At 61.4% G+C, this 16,386-nt stretch carries 10 protein-coding genes and 1 pseudogene; 7 read left to right on the top strand and 4 right to left on the bottom strand.

The window, feature by feature from the left end; all coding sequences use genetic code 11:
• The first annotated feature begins 335 nt into the window (after positions 1-335).
• Together putA and ACZ445_RS02225 are read left to right on the top strand one after the other, a co-directional pair.
• Positions 336-4,289: a trifunctional transcriptional regulator/proline dehydrogenase/L-glutamate gamma-semialdehyde dehydrogenase gene (putA, locus tag ACZ445_RS02230; RefSeq protein ID WP_058423521.1), complete on the top strand. Its 3,954-nt coding sequence runs from the start codon at positions 336-338 to the stop codon at positions 4,287-4,289.
• 204 nt (positions 4,290-4,493) lie between these two features.
• Positions 4,494-6,296, top strand: a complete 1,803-nt coding sequence (locus ACZ445_RS02225) for an acyl-CoA dehydrogenase (RefSeq protein ID WP_464707958.1) — start codon at positions 4,494-4,496, stop codon at positions 6,294-6,296.
• Here ACZ445_RS02225 and ACZ445_RS02220 read toward each other — a convergent pair.
• Both ACZ445_RS02220 and ACZ445_RS02215 read right to left on the bottom strand, forming a co-directional pair.
• Entirely contained in the window at positions 6,293-6,586 is a 294-nt protein-coding gene (locus ACZ445_RS02220; protein ID WP_071492333.1) for a cell division protein ZapA, read from the bottom strand. The genes ACZ445_RS02225 and ACZ445_RS02220 overlap by 4 nt on opposite strands.
• Positions 6,583-6,813: a hypothetical protein gene (locus ACZ445_RS02215; RefSeq protein WP_012721849.1), complete on the bottom strand. Its 231-nt coding sequence runs from the start codon at positions 6,811-6,813 to the stop codon at positions 6,583-6,585. Before ACZ445_RS02215 ends, ACZ445_RS02220 begins: the two co-directional genes overlap by 4 nt.
• Positions 6,814-7,090: 277 nt before the next feature.
• Between ACZ445_RS02215 and ACZ445_RS02210 the strand changes: the two are divergent.
• From ACZ445_RS02210 to selO, 5 genes and pseudogenes are all read left to right on the top strand, one after another.
• Positions 7,091-7,813 (top strand): annotated as a pseudogene (locus tag ACZ445_RS02210) (MCP four helix bundle domain-containing protein); the annotation flags it as partial.
• A gap of 30 nt (positions 7,814-7,843) precedes the next feature.
• Positions 7,844-8,716: a methyl-accepting chemotaxis protein gene (locus ACZ445_RS02205; protein WP_370694346.1), complete on the top strand. Its 873-nt coding sequence runs from the start codon at positions 7,844-7,846 to the stop codon at positions 8,714-8,716.
• 234 nt (positions 8,717-8,950) lie between these two features.
• Positions 8,951-10,693, top strand: a complete 1,743-nt coding sequence (locus ACZ445_RS02200; protein WP_058423526.1) for a potassium/proton antiporter — start codon at positions 8,951-8,953, stop codon at positions 10,691-10,693.
• Between the two features lie 50 nt (positions 10,694-10,743).
• Positions 10,744-14,082, top strand: a complete 3,339-nt coding sequence (gene mscK, locus ACZ445_RS02195) for a mechanosensitive channel MscK (RefSeq protein WP_310863237.1) — start codon at positions 10,744-10,746, stop codon at positions 14,080-14,082.
• A gap of 48 nt (positions 14,083-14,130) precedes the next feature.
• Positions 14,131-15,594: a protein adenylyltransferase SelO gene (gene selO / locus ACZ445_RS02190; protein ID WP_464704705.1), complete on the top strand. Its 1,464-nt coding sequence runs from the start codon at positions 14,131-14,133 to the stop codon at positions 15,592-15,594.
• Between the two features lie 39 nt (positions 15,595-15,633).
• On the opposite strand, the gene ACZ445_RS02185 is transcribed toward selO, so the two are convergent.
• Positions 15,634-16,035, bottom strand: coding sequence for a helix-turn-helix domain-containing protein (locus ACZ445_RS02185; RefSeq protein ID WP_038846491.1), 402 nt, complete (start codon positions 16,033-16,035; stop codon positions 15,634-15,636).
• Entirely contained in the window at positions 16,032-16,331 is a 300-nt protein-coding gene (locus tag ACZ445_RS02180; protein WP_464704704.1) for a type II toxin-antitoxin system HigB family toxin, read from the bottom strand. The genes ACZ445_RS02185 and ACZ445_RS02180 overlap by 4 nt, the downstream gene beginning before the upstream one ends.
• Positions 16,332-16,386 lie beyond the last annotated feature (55 nt).

Genomic DNA, 16,386 nt, shown 5'->3' with positions numbered 1-16,386 from the left:
CCGATGAACCAAACCTCAGAGGTGGTTGCACCTTGGGCGCGAATGCTATTCAACAAAGCAAATAAGGTGCAACCAGTTTCTTGAGAATAAGTTGCACCTTGATGCTAAATGCGCAAAACACCCCGTTTTTGCTCCTTTTCGGAGCAAGAACAGCCGATCTCAGAAGCAAACGCACCAAGTCGAAGCGGATTCCGTCGAAGGCCGGATTTTTTCCCGAACACGATCGAAAAAATCATGAAGAAAATGGGTTGCACCCGGTTGCACCTCTGCATGCGCAAAGCTAATCTTGCCACCAGCTGATGCCACTCGGTAGTGGCACCCATGAGGATAAGAAAATGGCTACGACCACCCTTGGGGTCAAACTTGACGACCCGACCCGCGAGCGCCTCAAGACCGCCGCGACCTCCATTGATCGCACGCCGCACTGGCTGATCAAGCAGGCGATTTTCAATTACCTGGAGAAACTGGAGGGTGGTGCAACCCTGACCGAACTCAATGGTTTGAGCAGCAAGGACGCCGACGATGCAGGCGAGGTGCAGACCGACCACGCCCACCAGTGCTTCCTGGAGTTCGCCGAAAGCATCTTGCCGCAATCCGTGCTGCGCGCGTCGATCACCGCTGCTTACCGTCGCCCGGAACCTGAAGTGGTGCCGATGCTGATCGAGCAGGCCCGCCTGCCGGCGCCAATGGCCGAAGCCACCAACAAGCTGGCCGCCTCGATTGCCGAAAAACTGCGTAACCAGAAGAGTGCCGGCGGCCGTGCCGGAATTGTTCAGGGCCTGCTGCAAGAGTTTTCCCTGTCGTCCCAGGAAGGCGTGGCGCTGATGTGCCTGGCCGAAGCGCTGCTGCGCATCCCGGACAAAGGCACCCGCGACGCACTGATCCGCGACAAGATCAGCACCGGCAACTGGCAGCCGCACTTGGGCAACAGCCCGTCGCTGTTCGTCAATGCTGCGACCTGGGGCCTGCTGCTGACCGGTAAACTGGTCGCCACCCACAATGAAGCGGGCCTGACCTCGTCCCTAAGCCGCATCATCGGCAAGAGCGGCGAGCCGATGATCCGCAAGGGCGTCGACATGGCCATGCGCCTGATGGGCGAGCAGTTCGTCACCGGCGAAACCATCGCCGAAGCCCTGGCCAATGCGAGCAAGTTCGAAGCCAAGGGCTTCCGCTATTCCTACGACATGCTCGGTGAAGCCGCACTCACCGAACACGATGCTCAGAAGTACCTGGCCTCGTACGAACAAGCCATCCACTCCATCGGCAAAGCCTCCCACGGCCGTGGGATTTATGAAGGCCCGGGCATTTCCATCAAGCTGTCGGCGCTGCACCCGCGCTACAGCCGTGCGCAATATGAGCGCGTGATGGACGAGCTGTACCCGCGCCTGCTGTCCCTGACCCTGCTGGCCAAGCAATACGACATCGGCTTGAACATCGATGCCGAAGAAGCCGACCGCCTGGAGCTGTCCCTGGACCTGCTCGAACGCCTGTGCTTCGAGCCACAACTGACCGGCTGGAACGGCATCGGTTTCGTGATCCAGGCCTACCAGAAGCGTTGCCCGTATGTGATCGACTACGTCATCGACCTGGCGCGCCGCAGCCGCCACCGCCTGATGATCCGCCTGGTAAAAGGCGCGTACTGGGACAGCGAAATCAAGCGCGCCCAGGTCGAAGGCCTGGAAGGCTACCCGGTGTACACCCGCAAGGTGTACACCGACGTTTCCTACATTGCCTGCGCACGCAAACTGCTGTCGGTGCCGGAAGTCATCTACCCGCAGTTCGCCACGCACAACGCCCACACACTGTCGGCCATCTACCATATCGCCGGTCAGAACTATTACCCCGGCCAGTACGAGTTCCAGTGCCTGCACGGCATGGGTGAACCGCTGTACGAGCAAGTGGTGGGCAAGGTTGCCGATGGCAAGCTGAACCGCCCGTGCCGTGTGTATGCACCGGTCGGCACCCATGAAACGCTGCTGGCCTACCTGGTTCGTCGCCTGCTGGAAAACGGTGCGAACACCTCGTTCGTCAACCGCATCGCCGACCAATCCATCTCGATCCAGGAGCTGGTGGCCGATCCAGTGGCCAGCATCGAGCAAATGGCCACGCTGGAGGGCGGCTTCGGCTTGCCGCACCCGCGTATTCCATTGCCGCGTGACCTGTACGGCAGCGACCGCGCCAACTCGGCCGGTATCGACCTGGCCAACGAACATCGCCTGGCATCACTGTCCTGCGCGCTGCTGGCCACCGCTCACAACAACTGGAAAGCCGCACCGATGCTCGGTTGCACCTCCAGCGAGCAAGCCGCGGCGCCGGTGCTCAACCCGTCCGACCTGCGCGATGTAGTCGGTCATGTGCAAGAAGCCACTGTCGAAGACGTCGACAACGCGATCCAGTGCGCCATCAGTGCCGGTCCGATCTGGCAGGCCACCCCGCCCGCCGAGCGCGCCGCGATCCTGGAGCGCGCCGCCGACCTGATGGAAGGCGAGATCCAGCCACTGATGGGCCTGCTGGCCCGCGAAGCCGGCAAGACCTTCGCCAACGCCATCGCCGAAGTGCGTGAAGCCGTGGACTTCCTGCGCTACTACGCGGTGCAGGCACGCAACGACTTCACCAACGACGCCCACCGCCCACTGGGCCCTGTGGTCTGCATCAGCCCGTGGAACTTCCCGCTGGCGATTTTCAGCGGTCAGGTTGCGGCTGCCTTGGCCGCCGGTAACCCGGTACTGGCCAAGCCTGCTGAGCAAACGCCGCTGGTCGCCGCACAAGCTGTGCGCATCCTGCTGGAAGCCGGCATTCCCGAAGGCGTGCTGCAACTGCTGCCAGGCCAGGGTGAAACCGTGGGTGCCCGCCTGGTGGGTGATGATCGCGTCAAAGGCGTGATGTTCACCGGCTCCACCGAAGTGGCGCGCCTGCTGCAACGCAACGTCGCCGGCCGCCTGGATGCCCAGGGCCGTCCGATCCCGTTGATCGCCGAAACCGGCGGCCAGAACGCGATGATCGTCGACTCCTCGGCACTGACCGAACAAGTCGTGATCGACGTGGTTTCGTCGGCCTTCGACAGCGCCGGCCAGCGTTGCTCGGCCCTGCGTGTACTGTGCCTGCAAGAAGATTCGGCAGACCGTGTGATCGAAATGCTCAAGGGCGCCATGGCGGAATGCCGCCTGGGCAACCCGGAGCGTCTGTCGGTGGATATCGGCCCGGTGATCGACGCCGAAGCCAAGGCCGGCATCGAGAAACACATCCAGGCCATGCGCGACAAAGGCCGCAATGTGTACCAGGTGGCGATTGCCGATGGTGAGGAGATCAAGCGCGGCACCTTCGTGATGCCTACCCTGATCGAGCTGGAAAGCTTCGACGAGCTGCAACGCGAGATCTTTGGTCCGGTGCTGCACGTGGTGCGCTACAAGCGCAAAGAAATCGACCAGCTCATCGGCCAGATCAACGCTTCCGGCTATGGCCTGACCCTGGGCGTGCACACCCGCATCGACGAGACCATCGCCAAGGTGATCGACAACGTCAATGCCGGTAACGTCTACGTCAACCGCAACATCGTCGGTGCCGTGGTTGGCGTACAACCGTTCGGCGGCGAAGGCCTATCGGGCACTGGCCCGAAAGCTGGTGGCCCGCTGTACCTGTACCGCCTGCTGTCGACACGCCCTACGGATGCCATTGAGCAATCCTTCGTACGCGGCGACGCACTGGCCGCACCGGATGTTCGTTTGCGCGACGCCATGAGCCAACCGCTGACGGCCCTCAAAACCTGGGCCGACAGCAATAAGTCCAGCGACCTGAGCGCCCTGTGCGGCCAGTTCGCCGCGCAATCGCAAAGCGGTATCACCCGCCAACTGGCCGGCCCGACCGGCGAGCGCAACAGTTACGCCATCCTGCCCCGCGAGCACGTTCTGTGCCTGGCGGACGTGGAAGGTGATCTGTTGACGCAACTGGCGGCAGTGCTGGCCGTGGGCGGTTCGGCGGTATGGCCGGAATCTGACCTGACCAAGGCCTTGTTCCCACGCCTGCCGAAGGACATTCAGGCGAAGATCAAGCGCGTGGCCGACTGGACCAAGGACGAAGTGGTATTCGACGCGGTTCTGCACCACGGCGATTCCGACCAGTTGCGTGCGGTGTGCCAGCAAGTGGCGCAGCGTGGTGGCGCGATTGTCGGGGTGCATGGTTTGTCCCAGGGCGAGACGTCGATTGCGCTGGAGCGTTTGGTGATCGAGCGGGCGTTGAGTGTCAATACCGCTGCTGCTGGCGGTAACGCCAGCCTGATGACCATCGGCTAACTGCCTGACGAAATGCGGTAAAAAATGTGGGAGGGGGCTTGCCCCCGATAGCGGTGGATCAGCCAATGCACTTGGTGACTGACACATCGCCATCGGGGGCAAGCCCCCTCCCACATTTGCCTGTGCATCACCCAAATCAATCTTGCTATTCACCCTCTATTCGCGCACTTAGACTCAGGCCAATTCCTCCAAAGGTAATCCGCCATGTCCGAGACGCTGCTCAGTTCCCGCAATCTGGCTTTCGAGCTGTACGAAGTCCTCGATGCCGAGGGCCTGACCCAGCGCGAGCGGTTTGCCGAGCACAATCGCGAAACCTTCGACGCGGCCATCAGCACCGCCCGCAGCATTGCGGAAAAATACTTCGCCCCCCACAACCGCAAGAACGACGAGAACGAACCGCGCTACGAAGACGGTAAGGCCATCCTGATTCCGGAGGTCAAACCGGCGGTGGATGCGTTCCTCGAAGCTGGCTTCCTCAACGCCGCACGCAGTTTCGAAGCCGGCGGCATGCAGTTGCCCACCCTGCTGTCGCAAGCCTGTTTCGCGCACTTCCAGTCAGCGAACGCCGCCTCTACCTCCTACCCGTTCCTGACTATGGGCGCCGCCAACCTGATCGAAAGCTTCGGCACCGACGATCAGAAGCAACGCTTTTTGCAACCGATGATCGATGGCCGTTTCTTCGGCACCATGGCCCTCACGGAACCCCACGCAGGCTCATCGCTGTCGGATATTCGTACCCGCGCAGAACCTGCGGCTGACGGCACCTTCCGCCTCAAAGGCAACAAGATCTTTATCTCCGGCGGCGATCACCCGCTGTCGGAAAACATCGTGCACATGGTACTGGCCAAGCTGCCGGACGCGCCCGCTGGGGTGAAGGGCATTTCGCTGTTTATCGTGCCCAAGTTCGTGGTCAACGACGATGGCAGCCTGGGCGAGCGCAACGATGTGCTGCTGGCCGGGCTGTTCCACAAGATGGGCTGGCGCGGCACTACCTCGACAGCGCTGAATTTCGGCGATAATGGCAACTGTGTCGGCTATCTGGTGGGCAAACCGCACCAGGGCTTGAGCTGCATGTTCCAGATGATGAACGAGGCGCGTATTGGCGTCGGCATGGGGGCGGTGATGCTCGGTTACGCCGGCTACCTCTATTCCCTGGAGTACGCCCGCGAACGCCCTCAAGGTCGCCTGCCGGACAGCAAGGATCCCACAACTGCACCGGTCTCGATCATCCAGCACGCCGACATCAAGCGCATGCTGCTGACGCAAAAAGCCTACGTGGAAGGTGCCTTCGACCTGGGCCTCTACGCCGCACGCCTGTTCGACGACACCACCACTCTGGTAAGCGAAGCCGAGCGCAAGCAAGCCCATGAACTGCTGGACCTGCTGACCCCCATCGTCAAATCCTGGCCGTCGGAGTTCTGCCTCAAGGCCAATGAACTGGCGATCCAGATTCTCGGCGGCCACGGCTACACCCGTGAGTATCCGGTGGAGCAGTACTACCGCGATAACCGCCTGAACCCGATCCATGAAGGCACCCATGGCATTCAGTCCCTGGACTTGCTGGGACGCAAGCTGGCACAGAATGGCGGCGCGGGTTTGAAGCAACTCATCAGGCTGATCGCCGAAACCGGCAGCCGTGCGCAGCAATACCCGAGCCTCACTGCGCTAAGGGAACCGCTGGAGCACTTGGTGAACCGCCTGCAAAGCGTGACCATCGGCCTGCTGACAGACCTCGCCCAGGGCAAGGTCAACAGCAGCCTGGCGAATTCGGCGCTGTACTTGAAGGTGTTCGGGCATACGGTGATTGGCTGGCGCTGGCTGGAACAGGCGACTCGCGCCGAAGAAGGCTTGCTTAAGGGCAATGCGGCCGATGTGGCCTTCTATAAAGGCAAGCTCCAGGCCGCGCGGTACTTCCTGACCTGGGAAGTACCGGGCTGCCATCATGAACTGGCGATTCTGGAGGCACGCGATGATACGTGCCTCGGGATGCAGGATGAGTGGTTCTAAGGCGTTCCGATCGCCTTGGAAATCACATCGACCGTGGCGCTGACTTGCTCTTGGTAACGGTCGAGTTCCTGCTGGTGAGCCTGCTGCATTTCGATCTGCTCGGCGCACAGGTTCAGCGCCGCCAGCACCAGTAATTTGTCACCGATCAGGGTCGGGTACTTTTTCTTGGTGGTGGCCAGGGAAGCCTTGAGCAGGGTCACGGCGTGCATCAGGGTTTTATCTTCCCCAGGCGGGGCCTTGATCGAGTAATCCTCTCCGAGAATCGAAACGACCTTTATGCCTTCACTCATGCGCTGACAGGCCCTGCACTCACACGCTCAACCAGCGCCTGGATACGGGCGGCAGTGGCACCATGTTTCTCTTCCTGTTCCATCAGGTTCAGTTGCAGGCTGTCATTCTCATCCTTGGCGCGGGCCAGTTCGGCCTTGAGGGATTCGTTGCTGCCCAGCAGGTCCTGATTCTGCTGTACGAGGTCGCTGACCAGTTGTTCCAATTGGCTGAGGGATGCTTCTAACATTTTGATTTCTCTGGCTTTTCAAAGGGCGGTGACGATAAAGAAAATTCACCTCGGATGCCAGGGTTATCCCCGGCGCGCGGCCCGTTTTTTAAGGGCCGGGCCGCACTTTCGAGCCTTAGTGACTGCATTTACCGGATCTGGTTCCTGAATCAGTCAAACCCCTCGTCAGGTGCGACAAAACAGCACACGCCCCTTTAGACTTTAGTCGTACGACCGATAGAGAGGCACACCCCGTCTCACGGCCGCACGGATCGCGCTTCTCCCCCAGGATTCCCGCATGTCGCTTCGTAATATGAATATCGCTCCGAGGGCCTTCCTCGGCTTCGCGTTTATTGGTGCGTTGATGTTGTTTCTCGGTGTGTTCGCCCTGAATCAGATGAGCAAGATCCGCGCTGCCACCGAAGACATCACCCTGTCCAGCGTGCCAAGCATTCGTGCCCTGGATGAGTTCACCCAACTGACCCTGCGCCTGCGGGTGCTGTCGTACCGCCTGCTGACCAACCGCGAGCCGGACGTGCAGCAAAAGACCCTGGAAGCCTTCGAGCTGCGCAACCAGCAGATCCGCACCGCACAGGGCATCTACGAAAAACTCATCGAAAGCCCTGAAGAACGCTCGACCTACGACGAATACGTGCGCCTGCTCGGCCAGTACCACCAGATTGAAGAGCGCATGAAGAGCCTGTCGCGGGCCAACCAGGTGGAAGAGCTGCGCAGCCTGCTCAACACCGAACTGCTGAGCAACTCCGAGCAGGTCAACGCCGTGCTCACGCGCCTGCTGGACCTCAACAACAAGATGGCCCTGGAGACCAATAAGGAAGCCGAGGACCAATACAACATGGCCTTCAACTTGGTGGTAAGCCTGTTGGTGGTCGCCACCCTGCTGACCCTGTTGTTCGCCTGGCTGCTGACCCGCAGCATCACCCTGCCCATTTCCCAGGCGTTGGAAGCCGCGGAAGAAGTGGCCGAAGGCAACCTGACCCGCCCGATCAAGGTCGACGGCAACGACGAAGCCGGGCGCCTGCTGGCGGCCATGGCCAAGATGCAGGACAAACTGCGTGACACCCTGCAACGCATCGCCGGTTCCGCCACCCAGCTGGCCTCGGCCGCCGAAGAGTTGAACGCGGTCACCGACGAAAGCGCCCGTGGCCTGACCCAGCAAAACAACGAAATCGAACAAGCCGCCACGGCGGTGAATGAGATGACCAGCGCCGTCGAAGAAGTGGCCCGCAATGCGGTGAGCACCTCCGAAGCGTCGCGCAACGCCACCACTTCCGCCGGTGATGGCCGTGACCTGGTACAGGAAACCGTCAGCGCCATCGAACGCATGAGCGGTGACGTGCAAGCCACCGCGACCCTGATTGGCGACCTGGCCAATGAGTCCCGCGACATCGGCAAGGTGCTCGACGTGATCCGTGGCCTGGCTGACCAGACCAACCTGCTGGCGCTGAACGCGGCGATTGAAGCGGCGCGCGCCGGTGAGGCCGGTCGCGGTTTTGCTGTAGTGGCCGATGAAGTGCGGGCGTTGGCCCATCGCACCCAGCAGTCGACCAGCGAAATCGAGCGGATGATCGGCAGTATCCAGGCTGGCACCGAGCACGCGGTGGATTCGATGCGCAACAGCACCGAACGTGCCGAATCGACGCTGAACATCGCCAAAGGTGCGGGGATGTCGCTGGACACCATCAACACCGCAATCGTCGAGATCAACGAGCGCAACCTGGTGATCGCCAGCGCGGCGGAAGAACAGGCGCAGGTGGCGCGGGAAGTGGACCGCAACCTGGTGAACATCCGCGACTTGTCTGTGCAGTCGGCCACCGGCGCCAGCCAGACCAGTGCGGCGAGCAGCGAGCTGTCGCGACTGGCGGTGGACTTGAACGGCATGGTCGGCCGCTTCCGCCTCTAACTGACGCAACTGGGTCAAAATTGTGGGAGGGGGCTTACCCCCGATTGCGATGGTTCAGCTACAGATAAGTTGGCTGACAGGCCGCCATCGGGGGCAAGCCCCCTCCCACATTTAGATCTACGCCTGTCTTTAAAAGCTTTTTGACAGCGCAGCAATTCAACAGGTTAGAATCGCTGGCACGCAGACTGCATGGTCAGTTTGCGCCCTGTCTTGTTTGCCCACGGAGTACTGCCTTTGAATGCGACGACCATCAACAGCCTGTTCCTGATCGGCGCGTTGCTGGTAAGTGCGAGCATTCTGGTGAGTTCTCTTTCGTCCCGCCTGGGCATCCCGATCCTGGTGATCATCCTGGCCGTGGGCATGGTCGCCGGCGTCGACGGCGGCGGCATCATCTTCGACAACTACCCCACCGCCTACCTGGTGGGCAACCTCGCCCTGGCCGTGATCCTGCTCGATGGCGGTTTACGCACGCGGGTGGCGAGTTTCCGCGTGGCACTCTGGCCGGCGTTGTCGCTGGCCACGGTGGGGGTGTTGATTACCACCGGCCTCACCGGCATGGCCGCGGCCTGGCTGTTTGACCTCAATATCATCCAGGGCTTGCTGATAGGCGCGATTGTCGGCTCAACGGACGCCGCAGCGGTGTTCTCCCTGCTGGGCGGCAAGGGCCTGAACGAACGGGTGACCGCCAGCCTGGAAATCGAATCCGGCAGCAACGACCCGATGGCGGTGTTCCTCACGGTCACCCTGATCGACATGCTCGCCAGCGGCCAGACCGGCCTGCACTGGAGCCTGCTGACCCACCTGGTGCGCGAATTCGGCATCGGCGGCATCGTCGGCCTGGGCGGCGGCTGGCTGATGTTACAAATGGTCAACCGCATCAACCTGGCCACCGGCCTGTACCCGATCCTGGTGATCGCCGGCGGCCTGTTCGTGTTCGCCGTGACCAACGCCCTGCACGGCAGTGGCTTCCTCGCCGTGTACCTGTGCGGCCTGGTGATCGGCAACCGCCCGGTACGCAGCCGTCATGGCATTTTGCATATGCTCGACGGCATGGCCTGGCTGGCGCAGATCGGCATGTTCCTGGTGCTGGGCCTGCTGGTCACGCCCCATGACTTGTTGCCGATTGCCCTGCCGGCCCTGGGCCTGGCGCTGTGGATGATCCTGTTTGCGCGGCCGCTGTCGGTGATGGTCGGCCTGCTGCCCTTCAAGGCGTTCCATGGTCGCGAAAAAGCCTTTATCGCCTGGGTGGGTTTGCGCGGTGCGGTACCGATCATTCTGGCGGTGTTCCCGCTGATGGCCGGGCTGCCCCATGCGCAGCTGTATTTCAACCTGGCGTTCTTTATCGTACTGGTGTCGCTGCTGGTGCAGGGCACGAGCCTGCCGTGGGTGGCCAAGCTGCTCAAGGTCACCGTCCCGCCGGACCCGGCGCCGATTTCACGTGCAGCCCTGGAAGTGCACGTCACCAGCGAGTGGGAGCTGTTCGTCTACCGCCTGGGCGCGGAAAAATGGTGCATCGGCGCCGCCCTGCGCGAGCTGAAAATGCCCGAAGGCACGCGGATTGCCGCGCTGTTCCGTGGCCAGCAACTGCTCCATCCGTCGGGTAGTACTGTGCTGGAAGTCGGCGATTTACTCTGCGTGATCGGCCACGAACACAACCTGCCGGCCCTGGGCAAACTGTTCAGCCAGGCACCGCAACGCGGGCTGGATTTGCGCTTCTTCGGCGACTTCGTGCTGGAAGGCGATGCCCAGCTGGGCGCGGTTTCGGCCTTGTACGGCCTGAAGCTGGAGGGCATCGACCCGGACATGCCGCTGAGCAGCTTCATCACCCAAAAAGTCGGGGGCGCGCCCATCGTCGGCGACCAGGTGGAGTGGAACAACACCATCTGGACCGTCGCGGTCATGGACGGGAACAAGATCGGCAAAGTGGGCGTCAGATTCCCCGAAGGAAGTCGCCCGGGCCCCGGACTCTTCCTCTAAACTGCGGGGCGACGACGCCCCCGATTCTTCACCTTGCACGACCGGTCTCTATGCCAACCTTGCGCACTCTTCTCGCCACTGCCCTGCTGAGCCTGACCCTGTGTGTCGGCGTCGTCCACGCCGCCGACCCGCCCAGCGCCGAGTCTATTCAGCAAACCCTGGACAAGCTGCCCGACCGCAAGCTGCCCGACGCCGACATGAAGGCGTTGCAGACCATCCTGCAGCAGACCCTCACGTATCTGGGCAACAAACAGGATTACGAGCAGCGCCTGGTCGACCTCAAGCGCCAACTGGAAGACGCCCCGCGCGAGACCGCCGACAACCAGCGCGAACTGGCGCGGCTCAAGGCCACCAAAGTCATCCCGGTCGCCCAGCGCTACGCCAGCCTGCCGGTGCCACAGCTTGAACAGTTGCTGGTGCAGCGCAGCACCCAGCAAGGCGACCTGCAAAAAGAACTGGCCGATGCCAACAGCCTGTCCATCGCCGCCCAGACCCGTCCTGAGCGCGCCCAGACCGAAATCAGCAACAGCCAGACGCGCATCCTGCAGATCAATTCGACGCTCAAGGCCGGCAAAGACAACGGCAAGACCCTCAGCGCCGACCAGCGTAACCAGCTCAACGCCGAACTCGCGGCGCTCAACGCGCTGATCCCCCTGCGCCGCCAGGAACTGGCCGGCAACAGCCAGCTGCAAGACCTGGGCAACAGCCAGCATGACCTGGTGATGGAAAAGACCGCACGCCTGGAACAAGAGATCCAGGACCTGCAGACCCTGATCAACCAGAAGCGCCTGGCCCAGTCCCAGCAGACCGTGACCCAGCAGTCCATCGAAGCGCAAAAAGCCGGTGGCAGCAGCCTGCTGGCCACGGAAAGCGCGGCCAACCTGAAGCTGTCCGACTACCTGCTCAAAAGTACCGACCGCCTCAACGACCTGACCCAGAAGAACCTGCAGACCAAGCAGCAACTGGACACCGTGACCCAGAGCGACTCGGCCCTGGACGAACAGATCAACGTGCTCAAGGGCAGCCTGCTGCTGTCCAAGATCCTCTACAAGCAAAAGCAGGCCCTGCCGCGTCTCACCGTGGACCGCGACCTGGCGGACGACATCGCCAACATTCGCCTGTACCAGTTCGAGGTCAACCAGCAGCGCGAGCTGATCAGCTCGCCCAGCGCCTATGTGGATAACCTGCTGGTCAACCAGGCGCCGGAAGACGTCACCCCGCAACTGCGCCGCACCCTGCTGGAACTGGCGATCACCCGCAGCGACCTGCTGGAGCGCCTGAGCCGTGAGCTGAGCGCGCTGCTCAACGAATCCATCACCCTGCAACTGAACCAGAAACAACTGCTCAGCACCGCCACCACCCTGCGGGCGACGCTGGATGAGCAGATGTTCTGGATTCCCAGCAACAAGCCGCTGGATACCGAGTGGCTGGAAACCGTTCCCGCACACCTGAGCAAGCAAGTCGCCACCCTGCCCTGGGCCTCCAGCGTCAGCGAGCTGTATGACGGCCTGACCCAGCGCCCGTTGCTGTTCCTGCCGTTGCTGCTGTTGATCGGCGCGCTGCTGTGGCGGCGTAAAAATCTGTATCAACGCTTGAGCAAGGTGCACCTGGACATCGGCCACTTCAAGCGCGACAGCCAGTGGCATACGCCCCAGGCCATCCTGATCAACATCCTGCTGGCGATGCCGGTGTCCCTCGGCCTCGCGCTGTGCGGGTATGCGCTACAAATCGACGCCCGCGGGCAAAACGCCAACCTCGGTTCGGCCCTGCTGCAGATCGCCCAGGCCTGGCTGGTGTTCTACACCGCCTATCGCATCCTGGCGCCGGGTGGCGTGGCTGAACTGCACTTCCGCTGGGAAAAACCCCAGGTCGAATTCCTGCAAGGCTGGGTGCGCAAACTCGGGCTGGTGGTACTGGCACTGGTGGCCGTGGTGGCGATTGCCGAGCACCAACCGGCGGCGCTGGCTGACGATGTGCTGGGCATCGGCGTGGTGCTGACCTGCTACGCGCTGATGGCCTGGCTGCTGGGCCGCCTGCTGTTGCACAGCCCGACCCATGAAAAAGCCTCGCTGTTCCGCAAAGCCGTGGGCCTGCTATTCACTGCGTTGCCCATCGCATTGTTCATCGCTGTGTGCTTCGGCTACTACTACACCGCGCTCAAGCTCAGCGACCGGCTGATCAACACCCTGTACCTGCTGATGTTCTGGCTGGTGATCGAAGCCACCTTCGTCCGTGGCCTGGGCGTTGCCGCTCGGCGCCTGGCCTATGCGCGAGCCCTGGCCAAACGCCAGGCCGCCAAGGAAGCCGGCGACGGCGAGGCGGTGATCGAAGAACCGACCCTGGACATCGAGCAGGTCAACGAGCAGTCCATGCGCCTGATACGCCTGGCCTTGCTCGGCGGCTTTATCGCCGCGCTGTATTGGGTGTGGTCGGACCTGATCTCGGTATTTTCCTACCTGGATAACGTCACGCTGTACGAATACACCAGCGGCACCGGTGCCAATATCAGCATGGTGCCCATCAGCATCGGCGACTTGCTCGGTGCGCTGATCATCATCGGCATCACCTTCGCCCTGGCGCGCAACCTGCCCGGTTTGCTCGAAGTGCTGGTGCTGTCCAAACTGGACCTGGCCCAGGGCAGCGCCTACGCGACCACCACGCTGCTGTCCTATGTAATTGCCGGCGTCGGTTTCGTCTCCACCCTGTCGACCCTCGGCGTGAGCTGGGACAAGTTGCAATGGCTGGTGGCGGCGCTGTCGGTGGGCTTGGGCTTTGGTATGCAGGAGATCTTCGCCAACTTCATCTCCGGCATCATGATCCTGTTCGAACGCCCGGTGCGCATCGGCGACACCATCACCATCGGCAACCTGTCGGGCACGGTGAGCAAGATCCGCATCCGCGCCACCACGATCACCGACTTTGACCGCAAGGACATCATTGTCCCGAACAAGACCTTCATCACCGGCCAACTGATCAACTGGTCGCTGACCGACACCATCACCCGTGTCACGTTGAAACTGGGCGTGGACTACGGCTCCGACCTGGATCGCGTGAAGGAATTGCTGCTCAAGGCCGCCCGCGACAACCCACGGGTGCTCAAGGAGCCGGAGCCGCACGTGTACTTCCTCAACTTTGGCGAAAGTACCCTGGACCACGAACTGCGCATGCACGTGCGCGACCTGGGCGACCGCAACCCGGTGATCGACGAAGTGAACCGCTTTATCAATCGCGAGTTCAAGAAAGAGCACATCAACATCTCGTTCCGCCAGATGGAGGTCTACCTCAAGAACCTCCACGGCCAGGAGTACAAACTGGTGGAAGTCGACACCCCGTCCAAGCCCGCCAACGACGGCGGCGTGCAGGAACCACCGCCGAGCAAACTCGACTAACCGCGCTATCCCCAGCAGAATGCTCGGACATTCTGCTGGAGATGGCCGGTGAAAGCCCTCGACGAACTGACCTTCGACAACCGCTTCGCACGCCTGGGCGACGCGTTCTCAACCCACGTCTTGCCCGAGCCCCTCGAGGCCCCGCGCCTGGTCGTGGCGAGCGAGGCCGCCATGGCCCTGCTTGATCTTGACCCCGCCATTGCCGAAACACCGGTGTTCGCCGAACTGTTCGGCGGGCACAAACTGTGGGCCGAGGCGGAACCACGGGCGATGGTCTATTCGGGACATCAGTTCGGCGGCTACACCCCGCAACTAGGCGATGGCCGTGGCTTGTTGCTGGGTGAGGTGTACAACGAAGCGGGCGAGCACTGGGACCTGCACCTCAAGGGCGCCGGCATGACGCCTTACTCACGCATGGGCGATGGGCGTGCCGTGCTGCGCTCGTCGATCCGCGAATTCCTGGCGTCCGAAGCGCTGCATGCGCTGGGCATCCCCAGCAGCCGCGCGCTGTGCGTGATCGGTTCCGACACCCCGGTGTGGCGCGAAAAACAGGAACGCGGCGCGATGGTATTGCGCATGGCGCACAGCCATATCCGCTTCGGGCATTTCGAATACTTCTACTACACCAAGAAACCCGAGCAGCAGGCGCAACTGGCCGAACACGTGCTCAACCTGCACTACCCCGAATGCCGCGAACAGCCCGAGCCGTACCTGGCGATGTTCCGCGAAATCGTCGAGCGCAATGCCGAGCTGATCGCGAAATGGCAGGCCTACGGTTTTTGCCACGGGGTGATGAACACCGACAACATGTCGATCCTGGGCATCACGTTCGACTTCGGGCCGTTTGCGTTCCTGGACGACTTTGACGCGCACTTCATCTGCAACCACTCAGACCACGAAGGGCGCTATTCCTTCAGCAATCAGGTGCCGATCGGGCAGTGGAACTTGAGTGCATTGGCCCAGGCGCTGACGCCGTTTATCAGCGTCGATGCATTGAAGGAAGCACTGGGGCTGTATCTGCCGCTGTACCAGGCGAACTACCTGGACCTGATGCGCCGCCGCCTGGGGCTGACCACCGCCGAAGACGATGACCAGCAGTTGGTCGAACGCTTATTGAAGCTGATGCAGAACAGCGGCGTGGATTACACCCTGTTCTTCCGCCGCCTGGGGGATGAGTCGGCGGCGTTGGCCGTGGCACGGCTGCGCGATGATTTTGTCGACCTTGCCGGGTTTGATGCCTGGGCCGAGCAGTACAAGGCGCGTGTTGAGCGGGATGGGGAATACAGTGAAGAACAACGCCGGGATCGCATGCATGCGGTGAACCCGCTGTATATCCTGCGCAACTACCTGGCACAGAACGCCATCGTTGCCGCCGAATCCGGGGATTACAGCGAAGTGCGAAGGTTGCATACGGTGCTTTCCAAGCCGTTTGAGGAGCAAGCGGGGATGGAGCAGTACGCACAGCGGCCGCCGGATTGGGGGAAGCATTTGGAGATTAGTTGTTCCTCATAGGAGACCTATCCAGAAGGTCGCCCACCGCCGTGATCGTAATCAGATGAACATGTCCACAGGGACCTTGAAGAACTCCGCCAGCCAACGAATCTGCCGAACGTTCAGCTGGCGTTTTCCACTCAGGATTTCTGAGACAACCGACTGAGCGCCGACCCCAGGCAGGTCACTTTGCGTCAAGCCATGCTCCTGCATCATTGACCGCAATACATCGACACCGCTCGCCTCAGGTATTGGCCAATGCTCTAAGTCATAGGCCTCAACCCAATCACCGATGATATCGACCAGCCCCATCAGCGGATGGGTTTCATCGTCCCCCACAATATCCAGCAATTCGTCGAGCGCCTCTACCAACACATCGTAATCAGCCTCGGTTTTCGGCTTACGCAACAAGGGGGACACGAACTGCCAATGCTCGGCGACTTGCTCGATCAATACACTCATTTTTCCCATGACTCCTTCCACTTACCCTTGTCGTATTCACGATGGTCCAAAACATGCCGGATGTAGAGACGCTGCATTCGATAACGCACGATGGCAATAAGGCGGAGCTTGTTGCCTCCGATATTGAATACATGCAGCGCCCCCACTTTATCCACAGCAGGGAAAATGGCTCTCAAGGTCGCAAAGTCTTCAGGGTTGATGACTTTGACCTTCCGATGCCACTCATCCAGAGCACTGGCTGAGTGAGGCCATTTTTCCTTGGCATTTCGTATTTGCTTCGCACTGATCACTCGCATGCAACATCCCTATCGCATCTTGCTATGAAGGTTAAACTCGAACGCTGACTATCGC

Source organism: Pseudomonas allii (assembly GCF_055380095.1).
This window is presented reverse-complemented; position numbering and strand designations above follow the sequence as displayed.